Consider the following 21678-nt stretch of genomic DNA (forward strand, 5'->3'; position numbering starts at 1 on the left):
TCACCGCTCGATCAGCCGATGCGTTGCCCGGCGTTGCGATGCACTACATCTGGGGCGCTGACGACCGATTTCTGCCACGGGATGGCTCCCAACCTTCCTGGAAGAGTCACTTTCCGCCGACAGATGGGTGGCGGTTCGTACTCCTCACCCTGCAGCCCGGACAGTCTGCGGCCCCTCATGACAATCCGACTGACAGTCAGCTGAAGGAGCTTGAGGAGACCTTCAGCGGTCTCCTTAACACTGTAGAGCCCGGCACCGCCGGCATGCACATTTCCGAGACGATAGATCTGGTAGCTGTCCTGACTTGCCCGATCACGCTGGAACTAAGCGATTCGCTCGTGAAAGAGCTACATACTGGGGACGTCGTTGTACAGGTGGGCAATGTTCACCGGTGGGTTAACCGGGGTACCGAACCCGCTGTTGTTGCGGCCGTGGTCGTAGGCGCGTCCTACGGCGCCGATAGCGCTGCAGACTCCTGACGCACCCGAGCTCGATGGATTCGGCAGATGAGCAGTGCCGCCGGCTTCTTTCGAGTTGGCAACGATGCTCATTGCTGCTGTAGCTCGATCCTTGAGTATTAATCGGCCCAAATTGTATGGCGTAAAGATAATTCACCCTGTTGCTTTGGGGGATATCGATTGCTGCGCAATAGTTCTCAATTAACCCTGCATTTACCGCAACGTAGACGAATACAGGAAATGCATCATCGTGGGCGCCTCGCAGGTGAGTTCCGTCGAGGCGAAAGACCGGGAGGTTATGTGACGGACACATGGTACGCGGGCGGTAGGGTCGCGGACGGTTCTGGTACGGAGCCATCGGTTGTGGACGTCTGTGTGACGGACGGAATCATCACAGCTGTCGGCAGTGCGCCAGCGGGCGCGGCGACGGTGGACCTGGACGGCAGGCTTCTCACACCCGGACTGATCGATGCTCACGTTCACTTGGGTCTGTCCAGCCCCATTAGAGCGCAGTTCGGATTCGAGCTGTCGGCCGCCGAGATTGCTGCCGACATCTTCACGTCGGCGGGCTTCACGCTCGACGCTGGCTTCACGACGGTTCGCGACACCGGCGGCATCGACCGTGGTGTCGTCGACGTCCTCGCGAAAGGCAAGATGAGAGGTCCGCATGTGCTCTCCTGCGGCCCTGTCCAATGTCAGATCGGCGGGCACGGCTACTACGGCGCCGATTGGGAGCCGACGGCGTTGTGGACCGAGCACCACATTCCTGGACTGTGCGCGTTGTCGCTGATGTCGGGCAACGCCGACGAGCTTCGAAGGAACGTCCGCGAGACGTTCCGCAGGGGTGCCACCTTCGTCAAGTTGTGCGTGACGGGTGGTGTCGTCGGGGGGCACGACCGCCTCTCCGACACACAGTTCACCGTCGAGGAGATCGCGGTGGCCGTGCAGGAAGCCGCAGCGCGTGGCACCTACGTCACAGTACATGCGCACGGCAAGGAAGGCATCCGCAACGCGGTGCGGGCTGGAGTGCGGTGCATCGAACATGGCACCGACATTGACGAGCCGACCGCGGCTCTAATGCACAAGCATGACGTAGCCTTGGTCCCCACCTTCTCCGTTATCGATCAGCTCTTGAGCGATGGGGTGACGGATGTGAACCCCTCGACTGTGGAGCGGGCGACTGGGGTCCGGGAGCGGATGGCGTCCGCCCTCGAGATCGCTCGCTCAACCGGCGTCAGGATCGGCCTTGGTTCTGACCTCATCGGTCCGAATCAGCAACGAAGGGGCGAAGAACTGCGAGTGCGATCAGAGTTGGAATCACCGATGCAGGCATTGGTGTCTGCGACGAGCGTCAACGCGAACATCCTCGGCGTGGGCGAAACCGTGGGAATGGTGCGTGTTGGAATGCGAGCCGATCTCGTCGTTTGGCAGAGCGACCCCCTCGAAGATGCCAGCGTCTTCGCAAATCCAGAGATGGCCGTTCTCGTGGTCAAGAGCGGCGTGATAGTAAAGGACATTCGATGAGCACGATGTTGCATGGTTGTCTGGCTGACACCGAGTACCTCGAAGTGACGTCCCGGTCGGGACACCGCTTCGGTGTTTGGGTTACCACACCTCCCGGCTACGCAGAATCCACTGAAGCGATGCCCCTGATCTACGTGTTGGACGGGAACTGGACCGTGGGTTACACGGCGCCGCTCATCGTCACGCAAAGGGATCCGTATCTGAGCATTGCGCCCTATATCCAGGTCAGCGTCGGCTATGCCAGCGATGAGGCGTCGGACTGGTCGCGGCTTCGCAACCGTGACCTCGTACCGTCCGGGGAACCGGTCGGCGATGACGTCGTCGCTGCATTGGAGTCGGCTCGCGAAACAGGGACGATGAGTCAAGAGGACATAGATGCGTATCTCGAGCAACTCTCGGACTGCAATGCGGACGCGTTCCTCGACTTTCTTGCAAAGGAGCTTCACCCTCAGTTGCAATCGCGCCTTCGTGTCAGCGATACCGGTCACGGTCTTTTCGGGTACTCGTATGGAGGCCTTTTCGCTCTGTATGCGTGGCTTCGTGGTGGGACACCATTCGCAACGGTTGGCGCCGGCACTCCTGGGATCAGCAGTGTCGACAGTCAGGTGTTCGACCTGATCCGTACTCTCCCGGAACGCGGCGACGGCGACTCGGGCACTCCTCGCCTCCACGTCACCCTGAACAGGGTCGAACTCCTGGGTGACGTCCCCGTGTATCGCGGCATCGCTCGCAATGTCCTGAGGGCACTGGAAGAGTTGCGAACCAACGGCCGTTCTGACTTTCTTTCGAACTCGATGCTCGATGAGACGCACGCCACCGGGGTACAGGCTCGTTCCTGAGCTATTTGAAGGAATGTCATGTCCGGTGATTGTCGCCTTGCCGCGCGGAGTTGGATGTGCGTATCCGGCGGAAGTTCGTGATTTGGCAGCGTGTGGTTCCGGGTAGGGCTGCGACTGACTGGATCCGCCGTCGCCTTCCACACCGCAGGCATGCCTGTCGGCTCGGGTACAACAAGCTGCTGGTCCGCGTGAGACGGCATTGAGGTGCGGGGGTCGTGAACTACGTTCCCGCCGAGGGGGAAGGTGCGCGAGCTAGGGTTTCGGTGAGCTGGCCCTGCGAAGCGTTTCCGCGCCGCGAGCAGGTGTGCGTCGCGGCGGCTCCTCTGGGCGAGTGGGGAGTGCTTTCAGGCCGCGAGAATGGCCAAGGCGCGACTATCGCCCTGGCCTTCTCGCCGCACCACCCGAGCCATCGAACGCGTAAAACAAGCGGAAGGACGGGACCGGCTGCCAGTCGCCGCAGCCGATTCCTCCACCGTCGGACAACGAGATCTACCGACTCTTCGCCGCTCTCTCCCCGCGAGCCGTTCACACGCATCGACCACGTCCTCCCCACGATCGCAGGGGCGCCGCGGGTGCAGCGAAAGTCAGCAGGGGAGAACTGAACGCCGCTGCACTAATATGCAGGAGTGCCTGTCGAGAGTTACGAGGAGAGTGCACATGCCCACCGACGACCTGCAGCCGCTCGTTGACGACCTAGCCGGGCGGCTCCACCGTTCTGTGGCCATTGATGATCCCTCGATCCGCCTCCTCGCCGCCAGTCGACACTTTGGCGACGAAGACTCCTTGCGGGTCACCTCCATTCTGAACCGAGCAGTACCCGACGAAGTCACTCGCCCACTCCTCGCTCTCGGCATCGGCACGTGGATCAAGCCGGGCCGAGCCCACCCTGATGTGCCTGGGTGCGAGAAGCGGCTTTGTGTACCCGTACGATGCAAGAGTCTGCTACTCGGCTTCCTCTGGCTTATTGACAACGATGAGAATCCTCTTACCGAGTCCGATGTCGAGATGGCGGAGGATACCGCCTCGCGCGCGGGCGTAGTCCTCTATGAACGCCTGTTGCGTCGTGAACGTTCGAATGTCCATCGCGAAGCAATCCTACGCAACCTCGTCACCTCAGCCGAAGAAGTCAGGAGGCAGGCAGTCGAGGATGTCCTCGCTGAGCAGTTGGTCGTTGAGCAGGCGACGCACTATCAGGTCATCGCAGCGCAGCGAGGAATCGCGCACTCGGTCGAAACATCGGACGACATAGCAGTAGAAGTGGCGGTGCAGGAAGGGTTACACACTCTTCCGGACGGCGCCGGCCTGATGGTTGCGGATAGATCCCGAGCCTGGTTGTTACTTGCCCTCACAGGAACATTCACCCAACAGCAACTAGATTCCATCACTCAGCGTATGACTTCCCGCTTCCGGCAGCTGAGTGGATATGACAGTCGATTCGTACTTGGTGTCAGCGACACTGTGAACGAACTTGGTCAGGTATTCCGCGCCTATCGACAGGCTTTCGTCGCAGTTCGCGCTGCGCTGCTGGTCCCCTCGCTGGGCGACGTAGCGAGATGGGGACGCCTAGGCCCTTACGACATCCTTCTGCGACTATCGAGCGACGAAATAGCGCGCGCTGCAAAGGCATCACCCCTCGAGACGCTCGAAGCCGCGGACAGGCAGCAGGTTCTCGTAACCACCCTCAATGCGTTCTTCGACAACGCATGCGATATTCGACGCACCGCGGACCTGCTGTGTATCCATCGAGCGACGCTCTACCAACGACTCAAACGCATTGAGCAGATCACGGACTGCAGTCTCGACAACGGCGACGACCGCCTCACACTGCATCTGGGACTGAAGATGAGAGCGCTGGCGGCGGCCAATGACATGTCAACCAGCAGCTGGCCGCTCTAGTGATGCAGAGGATCGACGCAAAGAAGGCAAGAGTCTGCACTGCACCTCGGATTCGACGAACGACCTCGTCGGGCGATTCGTTCGGCAAGCGACCTCGTCAGGCGGCGTCTCCATCGGACGATGCGTTCACCGCCGCATCGGCGCCGTCTCATGGTATCCGTGCCCGGGAGGAATCATCGGCTCGCACTTGCGAGGGGCGATCAACTCCTAACCTACGGCGCCGCTGAAAGACCTCAGCGCGGCACTTCCGACGGGAGCTGCGGCGGACGCTCGATATCGGCGACTGGATCCCGACCGAGATGCTCGTCCTCGACGTCCTTCCGATCCGAATCGCACCGGATGGCCCGACCCTGCGTGATATTACATTCGTCCCGTGGCTAGCGTGCCTACGCTTTCCGAAGGTCCAGCAGGCGTGCGCCTTTGAGGCCCAGATGCACTCCCAGTCGGTCATTTCCGTCCCCGAGGTCGGTACCTGTAATCTCTTGAATCCGGCGCAGACGGTAGTACATCGATCCGCGATGAAGATGCAACTGTTCCGCAGTGCGCTTAACGTCACCTGCATGGTCGAGAAATGCTTCCAACGTCGACACAAGAGAGTCGATCTTGCCATCCGCGTACTCGAGGAGCGATGCAAGGCCGCGATGCAGGCTGCGTCGTAGGCGGTCCGGCGAAAGCTCGGCGAGAAGCCCGTAAGCACCGAGATCGCATTGGTACACAACTGATCCCAGGGCCTTGACCATACGGGCGATGTCTGCCGCTCGCTGCGCCTCGACATAGGACAGAGGGATATCTGCTAAGGATTGACGAGGTTCACCGATGCCGGCCCAGCATTCGTCGATCGACCGTTCGCATTCGGTGAGCAGTCTTTCCTGTGCACAGGAAATCAGCGTCGGAAGGTCGCGTCGTGTCGTGGGGCTCACCATCGACGTGAGAAGCAGGCTGTGGTCGGGTCGATCCGCTTAAATAGCATGGCGGGCAACCAGACGGTTTTGACGGCAGTTCATTCCGAGAGCGAGGGCCAGGCGACCAGTATCGCCGAGGGCTTGGTTGTCAGACCGTCGAAGACCGATCACGACCCCCGCCACAGGACCGGAAACGAAAAGCTCCTCGTCAAGCAGTGTTTTCGCCGCGTGCTCGCGGAAACGTGGGATCGTCAGCCAACAGATCGCGGGCCAGTTCACGATCTGTCGAGAGCACGACAAGCAGCAAATCCATTCTCGGTTTCGAGTGAGTTCTCCCATCAGGTGTTCGTGCAGGAGCGCCGCGACAGACGCGACCGTATGTCGCAGCACCTCTGCTTGCACCTCGTCGACCGGCCCTTCGCTCAGGAGTAGCCAGACAAACCCGAGCAGCACACCGTGGATCCTGATAGGCATCACTAGTCTGCGAGATGTCATGCCCAGTACAGCATTCGACGGGACTTCGACGGGCTTCGAAGGGATCATACGCATCTGCGACGCCGCAAGAGTAGACGAAGTCCACGACCTCGCGGTCGACTGCCCGCCGGAGTATGGAACTGGTTCGTGCCGCATCGACCTCGTCACGACGCGAGTTGTACGCGAGAAGGTTGATCTTCGGGTCAACGATGGCAACCGATCGACCGAGTCGACGGCCGACGTTGTCAACAAGCCGCTACAGTTCGGACGACATTGCGGGCACGGTACCCGAACCACGCCGCAACTCGACAATTGTGCAATTCGCAGGCTGCAAGGTTGAACAATTGGCCATGATGCAGGTCACGACCCCAGGCTAGTATTGGGGGGCGATGCAGGGCCGCGATATGGAGTGGCAAGCACTCCGCCGACTGACCGGATGTCAGCGTCAGGTGTGCGACGCTCTCGGTGGAGGTCCGTCACCGCCCCGAAGTCACGTCTCGGCTTGCGACTAGTTTGACCGGCTGTCGACCTTTCAGTCTTTCCGTAAGTCTCATCGCTTCCGTTGGCTGGTACCGCCTTTCGAGTCGAGCAGCAGGTCTCCGTCGCGTGTGAACTACTCCATCTCCCCGTCCAATCGAAAGGGCTCCGATGTCGAGCAATGTGGAAGACTCGGTCGAACACGTCCGGGTGTCGGAATCGCGCCAACAGACACGCACTCGGCGACGAGCACTGTTCGCCGCGTCGGCTGGCAACTTTGTCGAATGGTTCGATTTCACGCTCTATGGCTTCACGGCTGTGACTCTTGCTGCTGTCTTCTTTCCGCCGGACTCTGGCACGTCTGCGCTGCTAGCCGTCTTCGCCGTCTACGGAAGCGCGTTCATCGCTCGACCTGCCGGAGCGCTGTTCTTCGGAATCATGGGCGATCGTCTTGGCCGCCGCGGTTCCCTGTCCTTGGCAATCGGACTGATGGGTCTGGCTACCGCCGCGATCGGACTGCTGCCAAGCTACGCAACAATTGGGGCCGCTGCTCCAGCGCTCCTGTTTGCGTGTCGGCTGATCCAAGGGTTCTCCGCCGGCGGCGAATTCACCGGCGCTGCAACCTTTGCCGTCGAGCATGCCCCGCCCGGACGACGACCCCTCTACCTTGCAATTTTGGGCGGGTCGACGTCACTCGGGCTCGTCGGCGCCACCGTGACCATTCTGGCGTACCGGTCGATGGGCGCTGAAGCGTTCGATGGTGGCGGATGGCGATGGCCATTCCTCATCGCCGGCGCACTCGCCATTGTAGGGTTGCTTCTGCGCCTCGGAGTCGAGGAGACACCGGTGTTCAAGGCTATCGCTGCGCAGAACCAGGAGACCACGCGACGATTCCCACTGCGGGAACTGCTGACTCAGCAGCACCGCAATTTGGTGACACTGTTCGTGTACTTTGCGTGCCTTGGGGTACTCAACCACATGATGCTCGGCTACATGCCCACTTATCTGGTAGTGTCCGCGGGGATCTCGACCAACACCGCGCTGGTGTTGACCACGATCGCGATGGTCATCCCGTTTCCCGTGGCTATTGCCTTGAGCGGAATTGTCGAGAAGGTGGGGCGCCGCCCCTTTGTCCGTCTCGGAGCGGCGGGTACAGCGTTCGCCCTCATTCCGTGCTACCTCCTCATCGGCACAGGCAATCTCCTTGTGATCGGTGCCGCGCTGGTCATTCTTATGCTGGGCGCAAGTATGCTGACTACCGGATTGCTCTCGATCTTGGAACTCCTCCCCGGGCAACTGCGGTACGTCGGGACTGCCGTCCCGTACAACCTCGCGTACGCGGTCTTCGCTGGCACGGCTCCACTGGTCAGTCAGGCACTGGTCGATAGCACCGGCAGTATCCTTGCACCGGCGTTTTACGGAACCGCAATCGCTCTGATCGCCTGCCCCTTCATCTTCCGCGGCATCCCCGAGACGAAGGGCGCGGATCTGCGGACGGGTCTCACACAGCCGTGAACGTGCAGTGCGTGGCGGACTTGAACGCTTGACCATCAAGGGTCTGCGCCCAGGGATCACTACACTATCAACGGCCTCCCCCGATGGTGTCCTGATACTGGGGCTCGCTACCGCTCCTGCTTGTCGCAGAGAGCCTGTGGGCGTCACCGCTCGACACAGTGAATCGTGAGGTAGACGGGTACTCGACGCGCACTGGCGGTGCCGCTGCTCCTCGGAGAATCTCACCGAGGAGCAGCGGCATCGCCATCATCCCAGGGGTGTCATGTCCGCGGCTACTCCACCCTTAGTAGTTGCGGTCAACCAAATACGCTGTGTTAGAGGTCGTCTGACAGTCTTGCTGCTTCAGGAACACGGCTATCACATCCTCCGTTCAGAATTGACCGATGCCGCGTCTCGGCCAATGCGGACCTTGGAGATCTTTCAAATGCCAATGCTCATCATTCATGCTGCGATTGCGTGCGTCACCCAGTTCGCACCCCGTCGCGCCGCCGTATCGATCCAACGATTCCTAACGAATATCGCTGTTGCACGAGCCGATGCGAGATGGTTAGCCACGGCGGTGAGCGCACAATACGAGTAGGCCGCCTGGCGAACTAGCACCGGTGGGTGACCGCGCACCGAACACCTCTGTACACAAGCGCGAAGGACATCTGCCGCGCTACAAACCCTGCGTTGCATGTAGCCGAAGTGTTCACAAATGTAGATAGCTTTGCCCGCCGGCCTCAGCGAAGCTTGTGTTGTGTAGAGACTTGCTTCGCGTAGGACTATCGCCAGGGTGACAACCGCGCGGGTCAGCCTCGTCGATGCACTCGGACTGCAGGATCATGTCGTCGATGTCGCCATCAGGGCAGGTCCAGAGATCTACTGTGCCCTAACCCCTTTCGTGTCAGCAACGTGACAAATTATCTGGAGGAACGATGCCCAAAGCAACCGATGCGATAGTTGTGGGAGCCGGGGTGATTGGCAACTCCATCGCTTACGAACTTGCTGCCCGCGGCTACCGAGTGTTGGTGATTGATAAGGAAGGTGGCTCGGGCTTCGGATCTACCAGCGCCTCGAGCGCGGTCATCCGATTCAATTACTCGACCTTCGACGGGATGGCCGCAGCCTGGGAAGCGGCGCACTGCTGGAGGAGCTGGTCCGAGCACCTAGGCGGTTTGGGCTCTGCGGATCTGGCCCGCTTCCATGAGTGCGGCATGGCATTCCTCGATGTGGACGTCGCCCCACGTGAACGCATGGTTCGCCTCTTCGACAAGATCGGCGTGAAGTACGAGCTGTGGGACTCGAATACATTGGCCAATCAGATTCCAGGAATCGATGTCGGGTCCTACTACCCACCGAAACCCGTTGATTCGGAGTCTTTCTACGCTGACACAGATACCTCACTTGGAGCGGTCTATACCCCCGAGGCCGGCTTTGTCGACGATCCCCAGCTCGCCGCCACCAACCTCGGTGCTGCCGCGGTCGCAAAAGGAGCCGTCTATTCATTCCGTACGAGAGTGACTCGTATCGAACAACAGGCCTCTGACCGCTGGATTCTTCAATTAGATAACGGCAACACTCTCGAAGCCCCGATAGTTGTCAACGCCGCTGGCCCATGGTCAGGCGCCCTCAACGCAATGGCAGGGGTGGGCGCGGACTTCACGGTCACCGTACGCCCCCTGCGACAGGAGGTACATCACGTCACGGCGCCTACGGGCTACAACCAGGATGTCCGACTCGGCCCGATGATCGCCGATCTCGACCTAGGAACCTACATGCGACCGGAGCAGGGCGGAGGTTTCTTGATCGGCGGCACCGAACCTGAATGCGACCCACTGGAATGGATCGATGACCCCGACAGTGCCAACCCGAACCGCACTGCTGCCCGTTTCCAAGCACAGGTCTTGCGGGCTGCCCGGCGGCTTCCCCACTTGTCAGTGCCATCCCAGCCCAAAGGAATCGCTGGCGTGTATGACGCCGCTTCGGACTGGACCCCCATCTACGACAAAACCGATCGACCGGGCTTCTACGTCGCGATTGGCACAAGTGGGAATCAGTTCAAGAACGCACCTGTTGCCGGCCGATTCCTGGCGACCCTGATCGAGGAGGTCGAGGCGGGGCGCGACCATGATGCCAATCCAGTTGTCTATACGGGCCCACACACGGGTTTGAAGATCAATCTGGGATCTTTCTCCCGTCGCCGAGAATTCAACACTGAGTCGACCGGAACTGTCTTGGGTTAGGCGCCGCAGAGCCTTGGGCGAGGGGAATGTTCCTGTTCGTACTGATTCAAGGGGGTATCGATGATGGTCTCGACCGCATCGATGCTGAGGTCATCGGTGAAGACCCAGTTGCGGCGGCCGAGGAGTTCGTAGAACGTATCGACGATCGAGATCAGCCGGCGGCGCTGCTTCTCGGTTGCTGCGATCTGGTCGTCGACATCCCTGTTTGTCCGCACTAGCGACCCGAGTGCTTTGAATTCTGTGAGTTGCTGTTCGAGTTCGATGAAGCTCGGGAGGTCAGCGGCCGAGCCGTAAGGCTTCGGCGGCATTGGGCTGTTCATGTGGTGACGATAGACGTCGACACCGACAGCGCCGACGGAGTTATGTCGCCGGAGTCTGCGACGCGCCGCACTCAAAACGGGCGAAATCAGGCCGGGTCCCACGGTGATCGTTCGAGACTGTTGAGCTCATCGAACCTGGTCGACGGCGGTGGTCGGGATGCGAGCATCACTGCCCTCTGATGTGCGGAGGCGGTCACGTACGCAGGCGAGCATGGCGAGTTCACACTCGAGGTCTGCTGCGGTTCGGTCGCTCACAGTGCAATCCCGCCCTCTCGGGGGGGTGATCGGCTTGACGCTCCTATCGAATGTCAACTCAGGAAGGCACCGTCGGACGGGCTGAGTGGGGCGATCCGAGGTCACCGGCAGGGAGGTCCGATCCGCAGCAGACGCGAAAGGACTACCCTCCCCCGGACGTCCCAGCCACCGCGTCATGGCAGCGACCGACCATCGACTGTAGCCACATCGGTGGATCCCTCGAGGACGCGGCTTCTCACATTCGCCCACTAGCACTCGACTGGGCGTCCGTGCCGGTGAGCAGGTGAATAACACCTTCTTTGGAACAAATGCGACGTGATTGGTATATTCCATGGTGAAGCCACCCCATCGAGGTGGGGCTGGAAGTGAGCCACAGGATTACTCGCCGGACGACGAGGCCTGTGGCTCGCGTCGTTTCCGGGTCAAATCTGTCGCAGGTCGACCGCACCTGAGAGTTTCGCCAGGTAGGTGGGATTCCCGACCCGGGATTGGACCACCGCGCCACACACGATGTCCGCGACCCAGAGCGCCGGCTCAACCATGCCGACTGCATGATTCACCCGCAGCGATGAGGTGATGACCTTCTGTGCCCGAAACTTCTGCAGGATGTCGAGGTCGCTGGCGTCCAGGTGACTGCGGGATTCGAGTGCGATGTGACTGCAGGGCATCTCGGCCAGGTTGGGGAGCAGGTATTCCAGGCATTTTCTGCGGTGGCGCCGGTCGGAGACGGCGGCTTCGGTGTGAATGACGACGAGGCCTGCCAGCGGGAGGGCTGCGACGGCCTCGATGAGGTCGTGCCGGCGGTCGGCGCTGCTGCCGTGCCAATGGACCTTTTTCTCCGTGGCCAGGCGAAGAGATTCCATTGTTTTGCGGACGTCCGGGACATCGTCCTCGTCGCACAACGCTGCCGCGATCAGGTACGTGTCGGGATCGCGGTCGGGCTGCGCTCCACTCTCATCGCCCCAGGCAGTCAGCATGAGCCAAAAGTCTAAGGAGTCGCCGCGACACCGATCACCGGAGCACCAGATCAGCGTGATCCCTGTGCCACCCGTCTTCGTCGATGATGCGGTGTATTGCGTTGACGCCGTCGCCGGTTCGCCCCATTGCCGCTCTTCGCGGCGGGCCTCCCCGCGACCAGCACCGTCTTGAGCTCACGTACTCGCAGGCCCGACAACTCGTCGAACGAATGCGCCCGCACCCCGCCGGAGCGCAGGGCGGCCACGGCTTCCGGGTCGTCGTCGACGAACGCCGACAACCACTTCCCCACAGCCCGACAGTGGCCGGCCTTGACCTCGACCGCCGGTCGGACATCACCACGAGAGCGGCACAACAGCGCCCGTCCGGACGGAAACCCGTTATGCCCGAGCCACATCCGGGTCTGATCCGCGCAGGAGACGGGCCGGGTCGTGGAATACACCACCACCAACCCCAGACCGGCCACCGCCTCCACCAGATCCAGGCCCGGTTCGATGACCGCCGCCTGCCCGACATGGTCGAAGAACCGCTGCCACGCCTGTCGGCGGCTCCCGTCCGAGTCGCCGGTCAGGAGGGTGGGTGAATGCCGACAGGTCCGCCAGGCCGCCGTCGATGTCGAACATCACCACCCGCTCGCTGCCGCTCACCTGCCCGACCCTAGCCACGTGGCCCGTAGAGGTCCCGGCGCCACGCCCACCGCCGCGGATTCTGCCAGTCCCACCCCGTGGTCACTAGAGAGCGCAACAACCGTGTTCAACGCACCACCAGCTCGCCACCCTCAGCAGCGAGGGGCGTTCATCGTATGCGGGTGGGCGCGCAAGGCTGGAAACCGCTGGGTGGGGCTGCCTACTGGGGGGTGCTTACGCCCCGGAGACCTCCTACACGAACCACCTCCCTCGGCTACTGCCTCGGGCATCCATAGCATGGCGGCCGCTGTTGCGTCGACGCAACAGCCAGGACCCTGACCTGCACGGCGGCGCGGGGGCGGGGAGGTGCCACAGACATACGTCGGGCGGCGCCCCGGATGAAGGGGAGCCGCCCGCGAGCACGAACATCTGGTTACCAAGCTGCATGGTTGCGCGGGGTCAAATGTGGCCTCGGCGTCAGAGAACCCCCTCGTCCTGACGCAGGCCCACCGCGCTGAGCCCAGTTAGTGGGCTGTGCTTTTTGCGTGGGTGCCTACAACTCGTGCCGGATGCCACGACCGAGAGGTGGAATCTTCTCTTCCGGTTCGACCTTGGTCTACCGTGGATCCGTACCTCAGGTCTACCCCGCATATCCCGTTAAAGCAATGGACGTGCGTCCGGGCGCCCCGGAGCGATGCCCCCACTCGTCCGGTATCCAAGCCGCACAGGTCACCGACCTGGTCCACTGGGGGCGACAGACCTCACCTCCGAGGCGTACAAAGGAAAGACACCGATGAGGCACGGCCAGTGGCAACAGAGGCCACCACCCGCGCGAAATACGTGACTGGTGGAGCGATCTCCTCTCGTCCTACACCGAGAGGACATCGCATGAGCATTCCGTGGATGCCGCGGGCACGATCGGATGCATACTGGGAGAAGCAAATCTGCGTGGAAGCACACACCGGTGAGAATGCCGATGCGAGTGAATCCACAGCGGCTGCGAAACGCCCGACCCTGGTTGACCACAGCCACGGGCTCCGCATCGTCGCCGACCCACCAGCAGATCACGGCGCGTAGTCAAGTCACCTCGGACAGTTCGCGTCCTCGCTTGCGGGATCTTCTGCCCCTGGACACTTTTCGCCCACGCCGGGGGATGCTCGCGGTGGCCACAATGGCATTGAACCACCTCCGTGCCCAGGCACTATCCAGTGCTCGACGCCGATGCCGCCCGGCGTTCATCCGGGACCATATCGGGATCGACGGACACCACGCCGTCCACCTGCCCGATCCGGCCAATCATCGGCCGCTGCGTGACCCCGACAGCGCCGACGACGACCGACTCATCGGGCCAACCGTCCGGAAGCCGCAGGATCGTCACGGCCTTCCCGCCATCGATCGTGCTGGTTACCGGTCGACGTCATCGACCGTGCTCCGTGCGACCGGCTGGTCCTTCGTCATCCGCACCGCGTCCTCGACACAACACCCGGTCGTGCACCCTAGTCCGGTGCCTGGAAGCCGCCAATCTTCTGCGCGAGCAGTTCGGCCAACCGTAGCGGGGTGCGGTCCTCGAACATCGGACCGACGAGCTGCACTCCCACCGGCAGCCCCTCGGGGGACCGGCCCGCGGGTATGGCGGTGGCAGGCAGACCCGGCATGGTGGCCACACCGGCCCAGACGAGCTGGTCGAAGTACGGATACTCGACGCCGTCGATGTCGATGTGCCGATTCTCCAGACCTCCGTTGTGGTCGTGCGGGAAGGCGGGAGTCGGCGTGATGGGGCACACCACAGCATCGAACTCGGCGAAGAGCCGCCGCCAGCGGTGGCGGTGGAGTTCGCGACGGTGGTTCGCCTCGACCCAGTCGCGGTGGCTGAGCACCATGCCGCGCAGCCGCGCCGCATCCAGACTCCGGTCGTCCACGTTCAGGGCGGCGGCGTGGGTCTGCAGCTGCTCGTAGACGTCGACGGGAAGACCTGCGGCGGCGTTCGAGAGCATCAGCAGCATGTAGAGCGTCGCCGCTTCGACCGGATCGGGCAGCAGCGAACTGCGCCGTTCGACGCGGGCGCCCCCGTCGACGAGGGCGCCCGCGACCCGGTTCACGCCCGCCCGCACCGCCGATCCGGTCGCAATGAGCGGATGGTCCTCGAGGATCAGGACACGGAAGTCCGACAGCCGCTCGTGGCGCGCGGGCGGCAGTGCCACATGGTAGGCGACGCCGTGGGTCAGCGGGTCCGGTCCGGCCATCACCTCGAGCAGCAGCGCGAGGTCGCGGGCGGTGCGCGCCATCGGGCCGACGACGGCGAGGTCGAGGTCGATCGGCAAAGCCGGCGCGGGCGGTGCGACCATGCCGCGGGTCGGCGCCAGCCCGAGAGACGGCTTGTGCGCGTAGACACCGCAGAAATGCGCCGGGGTGCGCAGCGAACCGGCGAGGTCGGAGCCGATGGACAGCGCACCGAATCCGGCCGCCAGCGCCGCCGCCGAACCGCCGGACGACCCACCCGACGTCCGGCCGTGATCCCACGGATTGTTGGTGGTGCCGTAGATCTCGTTGAAGCTCTGAATATCCCGCAGCATCAACGGCACATTGGTCTTACCGAGCAGCACCGCCCCGGCCGCCTTCAACCGCGACACCTGAACCGCGTCCTCGGCCGGCATATGCTCCTTGAACTGCGGCATACCCCAGGTCGTGGGCAGCCCGGCAATGTTGTAGGACTCCTTCACCGTCACCGGAATACCCAGCAACGGCCGGTCCTCGCCCCGGGCGCGCGCCTGATCAGCACCGCGTGCAGCGGCCCGCGCACCGTCGAAGTCCGGCACACAAATCGCGTTGATCACCCTGTCATCGCGCTCGATACGAGCGATCGCCTCCTCGGTCAACTCCACCGAAGTCACCGCACCCACACGCAAGGCAGCCGCCATCTCCTCGGCCGACCGAAAATTGCACTCCATGAAACCGACGCTATCGGCCCGCCGCAGAGGACATAAAATGCCGCTTCGCACAACCGGGAAGTGTCACCCCGGAACGTGCCATCTTCCCAGTTCAGAGCACTCCCCGAGGCTGCGGCTCTACCCCGTCCATCCACGCGATCACATCGAACACCCGCAGCGCCGAGATCGCCTCGGGGAGGCCAGCCTCCACCTGGAACGGCAGCAACCGGCGGTGCAACGCGCCGTCGCCGTCGCGCAGGGCCTCCCGGACTGGGTTCAGTGAGTGTTTGGAAATGGTCACGATGCGCGGTTCGATTGCCATGGGCGGCGTCCCGATGTCGGTGCGAGTCGTCGTGTCATGAGCCCGATCGTGGCCCACTTGATGAACGCCTCCGAGTGGGCGGGCAGGCGCTCATAGTCGTGGTCGAGGCGGCGACAGCGCGCCAGCCGCCGCGCCCGTTCGATCACCCAGCGGTGCGGCAGGACAGCAAACCCACGCTGCGCTTTGGGTTTCCGAACGATATCCAGTGCGATGCGGCAGTGCGATGCGGCAGGCGTGTCGACCCAGGCGACCAGCTTCCCGGCGTAGCCGCCGTCGGCCCACACCACGACCATCGACGGAATCACGGTCTTCGCCCGCGCCAGCACCCGACGCCCGCCGTCACGGTCCTGCACACTCCCCGCCGTCACCAACACCACCACGAGTAGACCGAGCGTGTCGGGCACCAAGTGCCTCTTGCGCCCATTGACTCGTTCGCGCCATCCCAACCGCGCGTATCCGTGCCGACGGTGCCGGCACCCTGATCGCCTGGGCGTCAACCATCCCCGCCGAAGCCATCGGATCCCGACCACCGCGATCGCGCACCCGCGCCCGCAGTGCGTCGTGGATCAGGTGGGTCACCCCCGACTCCGGAACCATCGGTGCGACCAACTTCCACTGTGCGTCGGTCAGATCGGACGGATACGGCTTCGGCTTGCGACGCTGCTTACGAGAACCCACACCCCATCATGAGACACCGATCCGCTTCGGGGCCGAAATCGCACAGCTTTCCAAACACTTACTCAGATTTCACCTCGTCCGTGCTCAGCAGRCAATGGGGGTCATTTCGAAGCCGCCCGCGGCATTCTGCTCCGACACCAGCAGCGGGATGTCCATCAATTGGTTGTACAGAGCACCCGTATGCCTTGGGTCAACAGCGAGTCCGAGCCGTCATCGTCAGCCCTCACTATCCGCCAGCAGCCCGTCTCTGATAATTCCGTGACCGGGGTCCCCTTCGTCGACGGGTTCGATGGGCGCTTCGGCGAACAGTCGACGACGAGACGCTTCGAGGTCGCGACGATCTCGGGCAAAATCGGGGTCCGCGAGATCGTACTCCGCATCTTTCATGACGATGATTGTTTCGTCGATAACGCGGAAATCGTTGAACCTAGACGCAAGAGCGATACCCACATCCGCAAGGACTCGATAGTTATACCGATCATACGGCTGCTTTCCGATGCATAGCTTCGCGATCCGCTCTGCTTCCAAAAGCATGGCCAAACGATCCTCGTCCAGAAGCCCCTCGGTCTGTTCGGAGCGCCGCATTGCCAGTACGGCTCTATATCGATCAACAATGTTGTCCGGTCCCAGCTCTCGCTGACTAACGGACACCGCACGCTCAGCTTCCTGCAGATCTCCGGCATTAAGGAAGAGTCGAATTAACCTTCTCCTGGGTGTACGCTCTCCCGGAACGACCGTTATCAGTTTCCTCAACAAAGAAGCCTGCTGAGAAACGCTCGACAACCGGCTTATTCCCATGTCATTTGCAGCAATTGCCCGCGCCGTTTCCAACTCGATGTGTATCGTCGGGTTCAGTCCTTCTATCAGGCGATCAAGCAAGGCATAGAGCTCATTTTGATCCGCATACTTGTACGTCGCAATAACATTGGCGATGACGTCGTGTCGAGTAGACCACCCGTAAAGTCCGGCATCATGCTTGATATCGTACTCGTCGACCACACCATCCATATGTCCCAAGAGAGCCTGTAGACCACCCGCCTCCAGCCCGAGCAACCGCATGATGAGCTGCCGGTGAACCTTACCTCCCATCGACTGAAGGGCAGCTACGTGACGATATATGTCTCGAGCCGACTCCTCAAGATCTGTAAATTCTTGCAAAAGGATGTTGTCGAGGTTCTCGGTGCGGAAGATATTCTTTAAACACACGAACATGTCCGCGCTGCACCGGTCACGAAGCCTACGCACCTTGTCTGTATGGCCCAGGTGGAGAAAATCAGACTCCACCATTTCGCGAATCTCCGGCTTGCGATCGACCAGATTGACCATTTCCCTAATGTCGCCATCCGATAGAAGCGATAGGCGCTCAATCGAACCCCGGCTAAAGAAATACCTGGATTTCGTTCGAGTTTTCCACTGAGAAGCGTTGACAGTGAGTACGAGACGTAAGAACGGGCGGTCAATTGCGCCCAGGGCGTCAACCAACTTGTTGACCGACGGAAGATGTTGAGCGCAGTCGTCGATTAGGAGCACTCCTTGGCGATTGGCTTTTCGCAAAGAGCTCTCGACCTCCAACCAGGACTCGACACTTAGCGGGAAGGAATTAAGATGCTCCCAAGCCAAGAAATTATCCTGAAAGCGGCGGTACACCAGCCTGCGCGCTAGCGAAGTCTTCCCGACTCCCGCAGCGCCAGCAAGAACAAGAAAGAAGCCACGGGCGCTGTTCTGCGTTTTCTCCAAGCGTTGCTCGATCGCGCGAGGAATCGTCAGCTCATGGGAAATATCGGCATATGTAGCGGGACCTCCGTTGAACAGTCGCACCGGATTCGCTGGAAGCCCCACCGCGTGAGCGACATCCATCGTGGCAGTTGTGAGGCGGTAGGGCAGTATTTCCGGATTTGTCTCAGACTCAACAACGTCAATGCTCGCTAGCGTCGGCTGAACCTCACCAAGCTGATGGAGGAACGTTTCCAGTGATCCTGAGATGACCTCGATACCACGTTGTTCGAGCAGTCGCGCTCGATCCTCGTTATAGTCGAACACAAGGAGGAAAACGCGACCCTGAACCCCCTGCCGTCGCAGTGCACCAACCTTCTTCGCCAGATCCCTGAGATGAGCATCCTTCAACGATTGACCGACGATCAACGTATTTGCTGTGTACATGTGTGTTTGGAGACTACTGAAGAGCGCATCCCTATACGCCTCGACCTCGTCATAGTCTAACTCCGTAAGGACCATTCGCGCGTGATCGCCGAAACCCACATCCTTGCGTATGCAACCATGAATCTTGTACAGAACAGCAGCGTTCTGCTCTGGTTGCGAGAAATCGAAGTTCGATCGAATCACCTGCAAGTCGATTCCTGCGGCACGATAGGACTCTTCGACCAGACGGTCGAAATTCGTGCTGTAGATCGCCCTCCATTTGTACGCCGGAAGCGCTAGCAAACCTCCTGTTGGCTTCAGTCCACTGAGCCGATCACGCACAGTCTTTGCGAGTTCAGTTCGGCCAGAACGGTTCTCGAAAATTCCACAAACCTCGGACAAGTCATCGCTGTCCGGGTTTGGATTCAACTTTGATGCAAGATACCGCGCAAGACCAATACCTGTGGGAGCCCCCGAAGGGATTGATGCACCCGCGCCGAGCAACAATACGGTGTGCTCAGGTCGAATTGTCCTCGCAAGCTCTTTGAGATCCACAGCACCCATCCTTCTCGATGTATCTAGCTACTGAGTTGTCGAGCAATCGGCACCGGCACTCCCCGGAGGTCCGAGAGCGAGACCCAGGCCTAATCCGACCCCGTCGCGTACCAGAGCGCGACTTACGGCGTCGGTCAATTTCCGTCGAGGGCGTCGGAAGATGCTTGTTCGCTCTGTTTCGGCGCTGCCGGCACCCATTCCCGCAGTTGTTGAACCACAGTGCCGTAGAACGCGTCGGTCGATGACGTCACGCTGGTGATGAAGCTTGCCGCGGTGCCTGACCGCCGGCCGCCCATCGGGAAGGTTTGTTCGAGGGAGAAGGAGACGATGTCGCCGAATCGCCCATTGGTCAGTACCTTCGGGTCCGCYCGCACCGTGTCGAGGTGCTCGCAGGCTTCGTTGCCGCGCTCGGAGAACACCGCTTCGACCTGAACGTCTCCGGGTACGTCCTTGAGTTGCCTGAGTAGCCACGACAGCCGRCGACCGGAGGTTCCCTCGTTCGGWGCCTCCACRGTGGTGCGGCAGCGGATCTTGTTGGTSCGCACATCCGCGATCACCACCAGATCACCGGCGGTCTCCGGGATCCGCAGCMCCGCTTCGAACACCCCGTCGGTGGCCAACCTTTCGGCTACCGCCGCATTGCGGGCCGCCGGGTCGCTGCCGTGACGGCGCGGCAGGATGTGTTTGACGGTGACACCGAGTTCGGCGGTCAGYCGCAGCGCGAGATGRCGGGAGAGGGACACCCAGGTGTCGGCCACGGCGGCGGCTTTCTGGTCGCCGGCGCGGAGGGTRCCGGCGGTGACCGCGTCGCGGACGGTCACCCAGTGCCGGCCCATGTCGACGAACTCGGCCGCCCCGGAGCGGGGGTGRTCGAGGTAGCGCAGGAACTCGRCCAGSATCCAGGCCTGSAGGTCATCGTCGATACCGCCGTGCGAGAGCAACATCCGTGCCTCGTGCGCCACCTCCGCCCACGACAAATGSCGCAGCGCGACCTTGGCGAGCTTGCGGCGGTCGACCTCCACCGGCAACTCCCCGGCACYGGCGGGGACGTCGTTCGACAGGCTGACCACCACGTCGTACTKCTTCTTCCGYGCCACGTCGAGATAGTTCTCGAGCTGCTCCTTCTTGAGCTTGCCGTTGCCGGTCTTGACCTCGAGCAGGCCGGTCCACACCCTGGTGCCGCGGGAGACCTTCAGCACCGCGTCGGAGATCACCTTCGTCTCACCCCGCTCGTACGCCACCTCGACATAGCCTTCGAAGACACCGACCGGGGCCCCCATCCGGGCGCACACCGCCCGTGCGAAGGGGCGCACGGCCTGCATGGTGGCGATCAGGGCTGAGGTAGCGCGCCGCTCCTGTTCCTCCCCGGTCCCGACGCCGATGACCGAGAACAACCGCGCCGGCTGCCAGGTGTCGTGTTCGGCGAGGGTGAATTCGACCGGCTTCGACTTTCTCACCGCCCGCTTGGCGGTGCGGACACCCCGGCCTCTCGCCTTCGTCTGTGTCGCCGGTGCGGGGGGTGTGGTGGGCAGTTCGGGCACCAGTTGCGGGGTCTCGCCGGCGGACCCGTGCGGCGCCGGCACGGCGGGTTCGACAGGGTCGGACGAGGTATCGGGGGTACCTGTGGGTTCGGGTTCCGGCTCGTTGTCGATGTCGACGCCGAAGTCCGTGGCCAAACCCGCCAGGCCGGACTCCCAGCCCTGCCCGACCGCCCGGATCTTCCACTCGGCGTTGCGGCGGTACACCTCGCCGAACACGAACGCCGACTCGGTTGTGGCATCGGCGGTGACGTACTCGGCAAGGGTGTACCCGGCGCCGTCGACGACACGCAGCGCGAGCTTTCCGAGATCACCGAATCTGCCGTCGGCGACACTGCCGACCAGGGCCACGGTGTGCACGTCTTCCGGCACAGTGGACAGGTCGATCGCGATCCGCGCCTGCGCACCTTCCTCGGTGCCGCTCGTACCCAGGAACCGGATTGACCCGTCTGTCGACTCGGGCTGGTTGTAGAACACGAAATCCTCGTCGGAGCGGACCTTCCCCTCCGCGTTCAACAACAGCGCGGAGGCATCGACCTCGACCTCCGACTCGGTCCACCCGAGCACCACATCGATCTGCTCCGCCTCAGCGGGCAGCGACAAGTTCTGTCCCTTGGACAGCATCGGAAACTCCACCAGAAACCACCCTCGTTCGACCCGGAACCGCACCAACGCTGCGCGGCCGGACAAGAGCCGAAGTCTGGCTACCGACGTCCGTCGCATCAACTGCGCATACTAATCGGTTCGTTTCATACTCGGGCATCACCTGGCAAACACCGTGTCACCGTTAGACCGCACGGCGTCCACGGGTTGATTCTCCCGAGCCGTCCGGTGTCATCTACGTGAATGACACTGCACATCAGCAGAAGTGAGCCCCGGAGTGGCGGCAATCCGATAACCGCGGGTTCAACGCGCGGCTCCGGGCCGGCGCACCTCGGAGAAGATGCGCGCGCTGCAGCTAATCCCGTCCGCGACCGATCACCGTCTCTGCTCGTGCCCCCGTCGCCGCGCACACGCCGATGTCGCCACTGGA

16 protein-coding genes are annotated in these 21678 nt (G+C 62.0%); 6 read left to right on the forward strand and 10 right to left on the reverse strand.

All coding sequences use genetic code 11. The annotated features are described in order from the left end of the window. Nucleotides 1-833 precede the first annotated feature (833 nt). From AC1D1G_RS10820 to AC1D1G_RS10830, 3 genes are all read left to right on the forward strand, one after another. Entirely contained in the window at nucleotides 834-1982 is a 1149-nt protein-coding gene (locus AC1D1G_RS10820; RefSeq protein ID WP_477952049.1) for a metal-dependent hydrolase family protein, read from the forward strand. Beyond that, on the forward strand, nucleotides 1979-2821 hold the full coding sequence (locus AC1D1G_RS10825; RefSeq protein WP_477952050.1) for an alpha/beta hydrolase: 843 nt from the start codon (nucleotides 1979-1981) through the stop codon (nucleotides 2819-2821). The genes AC1D1G_RS10820 and AC1D1G_RS10825 overlap by 4 nt, the downstream gene beginning before the upstream one ends. Before the next feature lie 657 nt (nucleotides 2822-3478). Further along, nucleotides 3479-4717, forward strand: a complete 1239-nt coding sequence (locus tag AC1D1G_RS10830) for a PucR family transcriptional regulator (protein WP_477952051.1) — start codon at nucleotides 3479-3481, stop codon at nucleotides 4715-4717. Nucleotides 4718-5103: 386 nt separating this feature from the next. Here the strand turns inward: AC1D1G_RS10830 and AC1D1G_RS10835 are convergent, their stop codons facing one another. Continuing rightward, a complete protein-coding gene (locus tag AC1D1G_RS10835) occupies nucleotides 5104-5640 on the reverse strand; it encodes a PucR family transcriptional regulator (protein ID WP_477952052.1) in 537 nt (178 codons plus the stop codon). An 18-nt stretch (nucleotides 5641-5658) separates the two neighbouring features. On the opposite strand from AC1D1G_RS10835, the gene AC1D1G_RS10840 reads away from it, so the two are divergent. From AC1D1G_RS10840 to AC1D1G_RS10850, 3 genes are all read left to right on the forward strand, one after another. Continuing rightward, complete coding sequence (locus AC1D1G_RS10840; protein WP_477952054.1) at nucleotides 5659-6051, forward strand: hypothetical protein; 393 nt, start codon at nucleotides 5659-5661, stop codon at nucleotides 6049-6051. 690 nt (nucleotides 6052-6741) lie between these two features. Further along, complete coding sequence (locus AC1D1G_RS10845; RefSeq protein ID WP_477952055.1) at nucleotides 6742-8085, forward strand: MFS transporter; 1344 nt, start codon at nucleotides 6742-6744, stop codon at nucleotides 8083-8085. 917 nt (nucleotides 8086-9002) lie between these two features. Then, a complete protein-coding gene (locus AC1D1G_RS10850) occupies nucleotides 9003-10310 on the forward strand; it encodes an NAD(P)/FAD-dependent oxidoreductase (RefSeq protein ID WP_477952056.1) in 1308 nt (435 codons plus the stop codon). Here the strand turns inward: AC1D1G_RS10850 and AC1D1G_RS10855 are convergent. The 9 genes from AC1D1G_RS10855 to AC1D1G_RS10895 all read right to left on the reverse strand — a co-directional run bounded on the left by AC1D1G_RS10855 (nucleotide 10307) and on the right by AC1D1G_RS10895 (nucleotide 21281). Further along, nucleotides 10307-10732: a hypothetical protein gene (locus AC1D1G_RS10855; protein WP_477952058.1), complete on the reverse strand. Its 426-nt coding sequence runs from the start codon at nucleotides 10730-10732 to the stop codon at nucleotides 10307-10309. The genes AC1D1G_RS10850 and AC1D1G_RS10855 overlap by 4 nt on opposite strands. 575 nt (nucleotides 10733-11307) lie before the next feature. Further along, nucleotides 11308-11862: a hypothetical protein gene (locus AC1D1G_RS10860; RefSeq protein ID WP_477952059.1), complete on the reverse strand. Its 555-nt coding sequence runs from the start codon at nucleotides 11860-11862 to the stop codon at nucleotides 11308-11310. Nucleotides 11863-11912: 50 nt separating this feature from the next. Continuing rightward, nucleotides 11913-12326, reverse strand: a complete 414-nt coding sequence (locus AC1D1G_RS10865; protein ID WP_477952060.1) for an HAD family hydrolase — start codon at nucleotides 12324-12326, stop codon at nucleotides 11913-11915. A 1361-nt stretch (nucleotides 12327-13687) separates the two neighbouring features. Next, complete coding sequence (locus tag AC1D1G_RS10870) at nucleotides 13688-13864, reverse strand: hypothetical protein (RefSeq protein ID WP_477952061.1); 177 nt, start codon at nucleotides 13862-13864, stop codon at nucleotides 13688-13690. A 118-nt stretch (nucleotides 13865-13982) separates the two neighbouring features. Continuing rightward, nucleotides 13983-15434, reverse strand: coding sequence for an amidase (locus AC1D1G_RS10875; RefSeq protein WP_477952062.1), 1452 nt, complete (start codon nucleotides 15432-15434; stop codon nucleotides 13983-13985). A gap of 91 nt (nucleotides 15435-15525) precedes the next feature. Continuing rightward, the gene (locus tag AC1D1G_RS10880; protein WP_477952063.1) at nucleotides 15526-15714 is read right to left on the reverse strand and encodes a DUF6308 family protein; all 189 of its coding nucleotides are present in this window, start codon (nucleotides 15712-15714) and stop codon (nucleotides 15526-15528) included. Further along, nucleotides 15711-16265 (reverse strand): transposase, encoded by a 555-nt coding sequence (locus tag AC1D1G_RS10885; protein WP_477952064.1) that lies wholly within the window; start codon nucleotides 16263-16265, stop codon nucleotides 15711-15713. Before AC1D1G_RS10885 ends, AC1D1G_RS10880 begins: the two co-directional genes overlap by 4 nt. Before the next feature lie 364 nt (nucleotides 16266-16629). Further along, complete coding sequence (locus tag AC1D1G_RS10890) at nucleotides 16630-19107, reverse strand: SIR2 family NAD-dependent protein deacylase (protein WP_477952066.1); 2478 nt, start codon at nucleotides 19105-19107, stop codon at nucleotides 16630-16632. A 134-nt stretch (nucleotides 19108-19241) separates the two neighbouring features. Continuing rightward, nucleotides 19242-21281: a TerD family protein gene (locus tag AC1D1G_RS10895; protein ID WP_477952067.1), complete on the reverse strand. Its 2040-nt coding sequence runs from the start codon at nucleotides 21279-21281 to the stop codon at nucleotides 19242-19244. Nucleotides 21282-21678 lie beyond the last annotated feature (397 nt).

The sequence above is a fragment of the Rhodococcus sp. P3_B8 genome (genome assembly GCF_056402775.1).

Bases quoted from the DNA above. Each gene is read 5' to 3' on its own strand.
- AC1D1G_RS10825 (WP_477952050.1), top strand. From the start codon at position 1,979: ATGAGCACGATGTTGCATGGTTGTCTGGCTGACACCGAGTACCTCGAA.
- AC1D1G_RS10830 (WP_477952051.1), top strand. From the start codon at position 3,479: ATGCCCACCGACGACCTGCAGCCGCTCGTTGACGACCTAGCCGGGCGG.
- AC1D1G_RS10835 (WP_477952052.1), bottom strand. From the start codon at position 5,640: ATGGTGAGCCCCACGACACGACGCGACCTTCCGACGCTGATTTCCTGT.
- AC1D1G_RS10845 (WP_477952055.1), top strand. From the start codon at position 6,742: ATGTCGAGCAATGTGGAAGACTCGGTCGAACACGTCCGGGTGTCGGAA.
- AC1D1G_RS10850 (WP_477952056.1), top strand. From the start codon at position 9,003: ATGCCCAAAGCAACCGATGCGATAGTTGTGGGAGCCGGGGTGATTGGC.
- AC1D1G_RS10860 (WP_477952059.1), bottom strand. From the start codon at position 11,862: ATGCTGACTGCCTGGGGCGATGAGAGTGGAGCGCAGCCCGACCGCGAT.
- AC1D1G_RS10875 (WP_477952062.1), bottom strand. From the start codon at position 15,434: ATGGAGTGCAATTTTCGGTCGGCCGAGGAGATGGCGGCTGCCTTGCGT.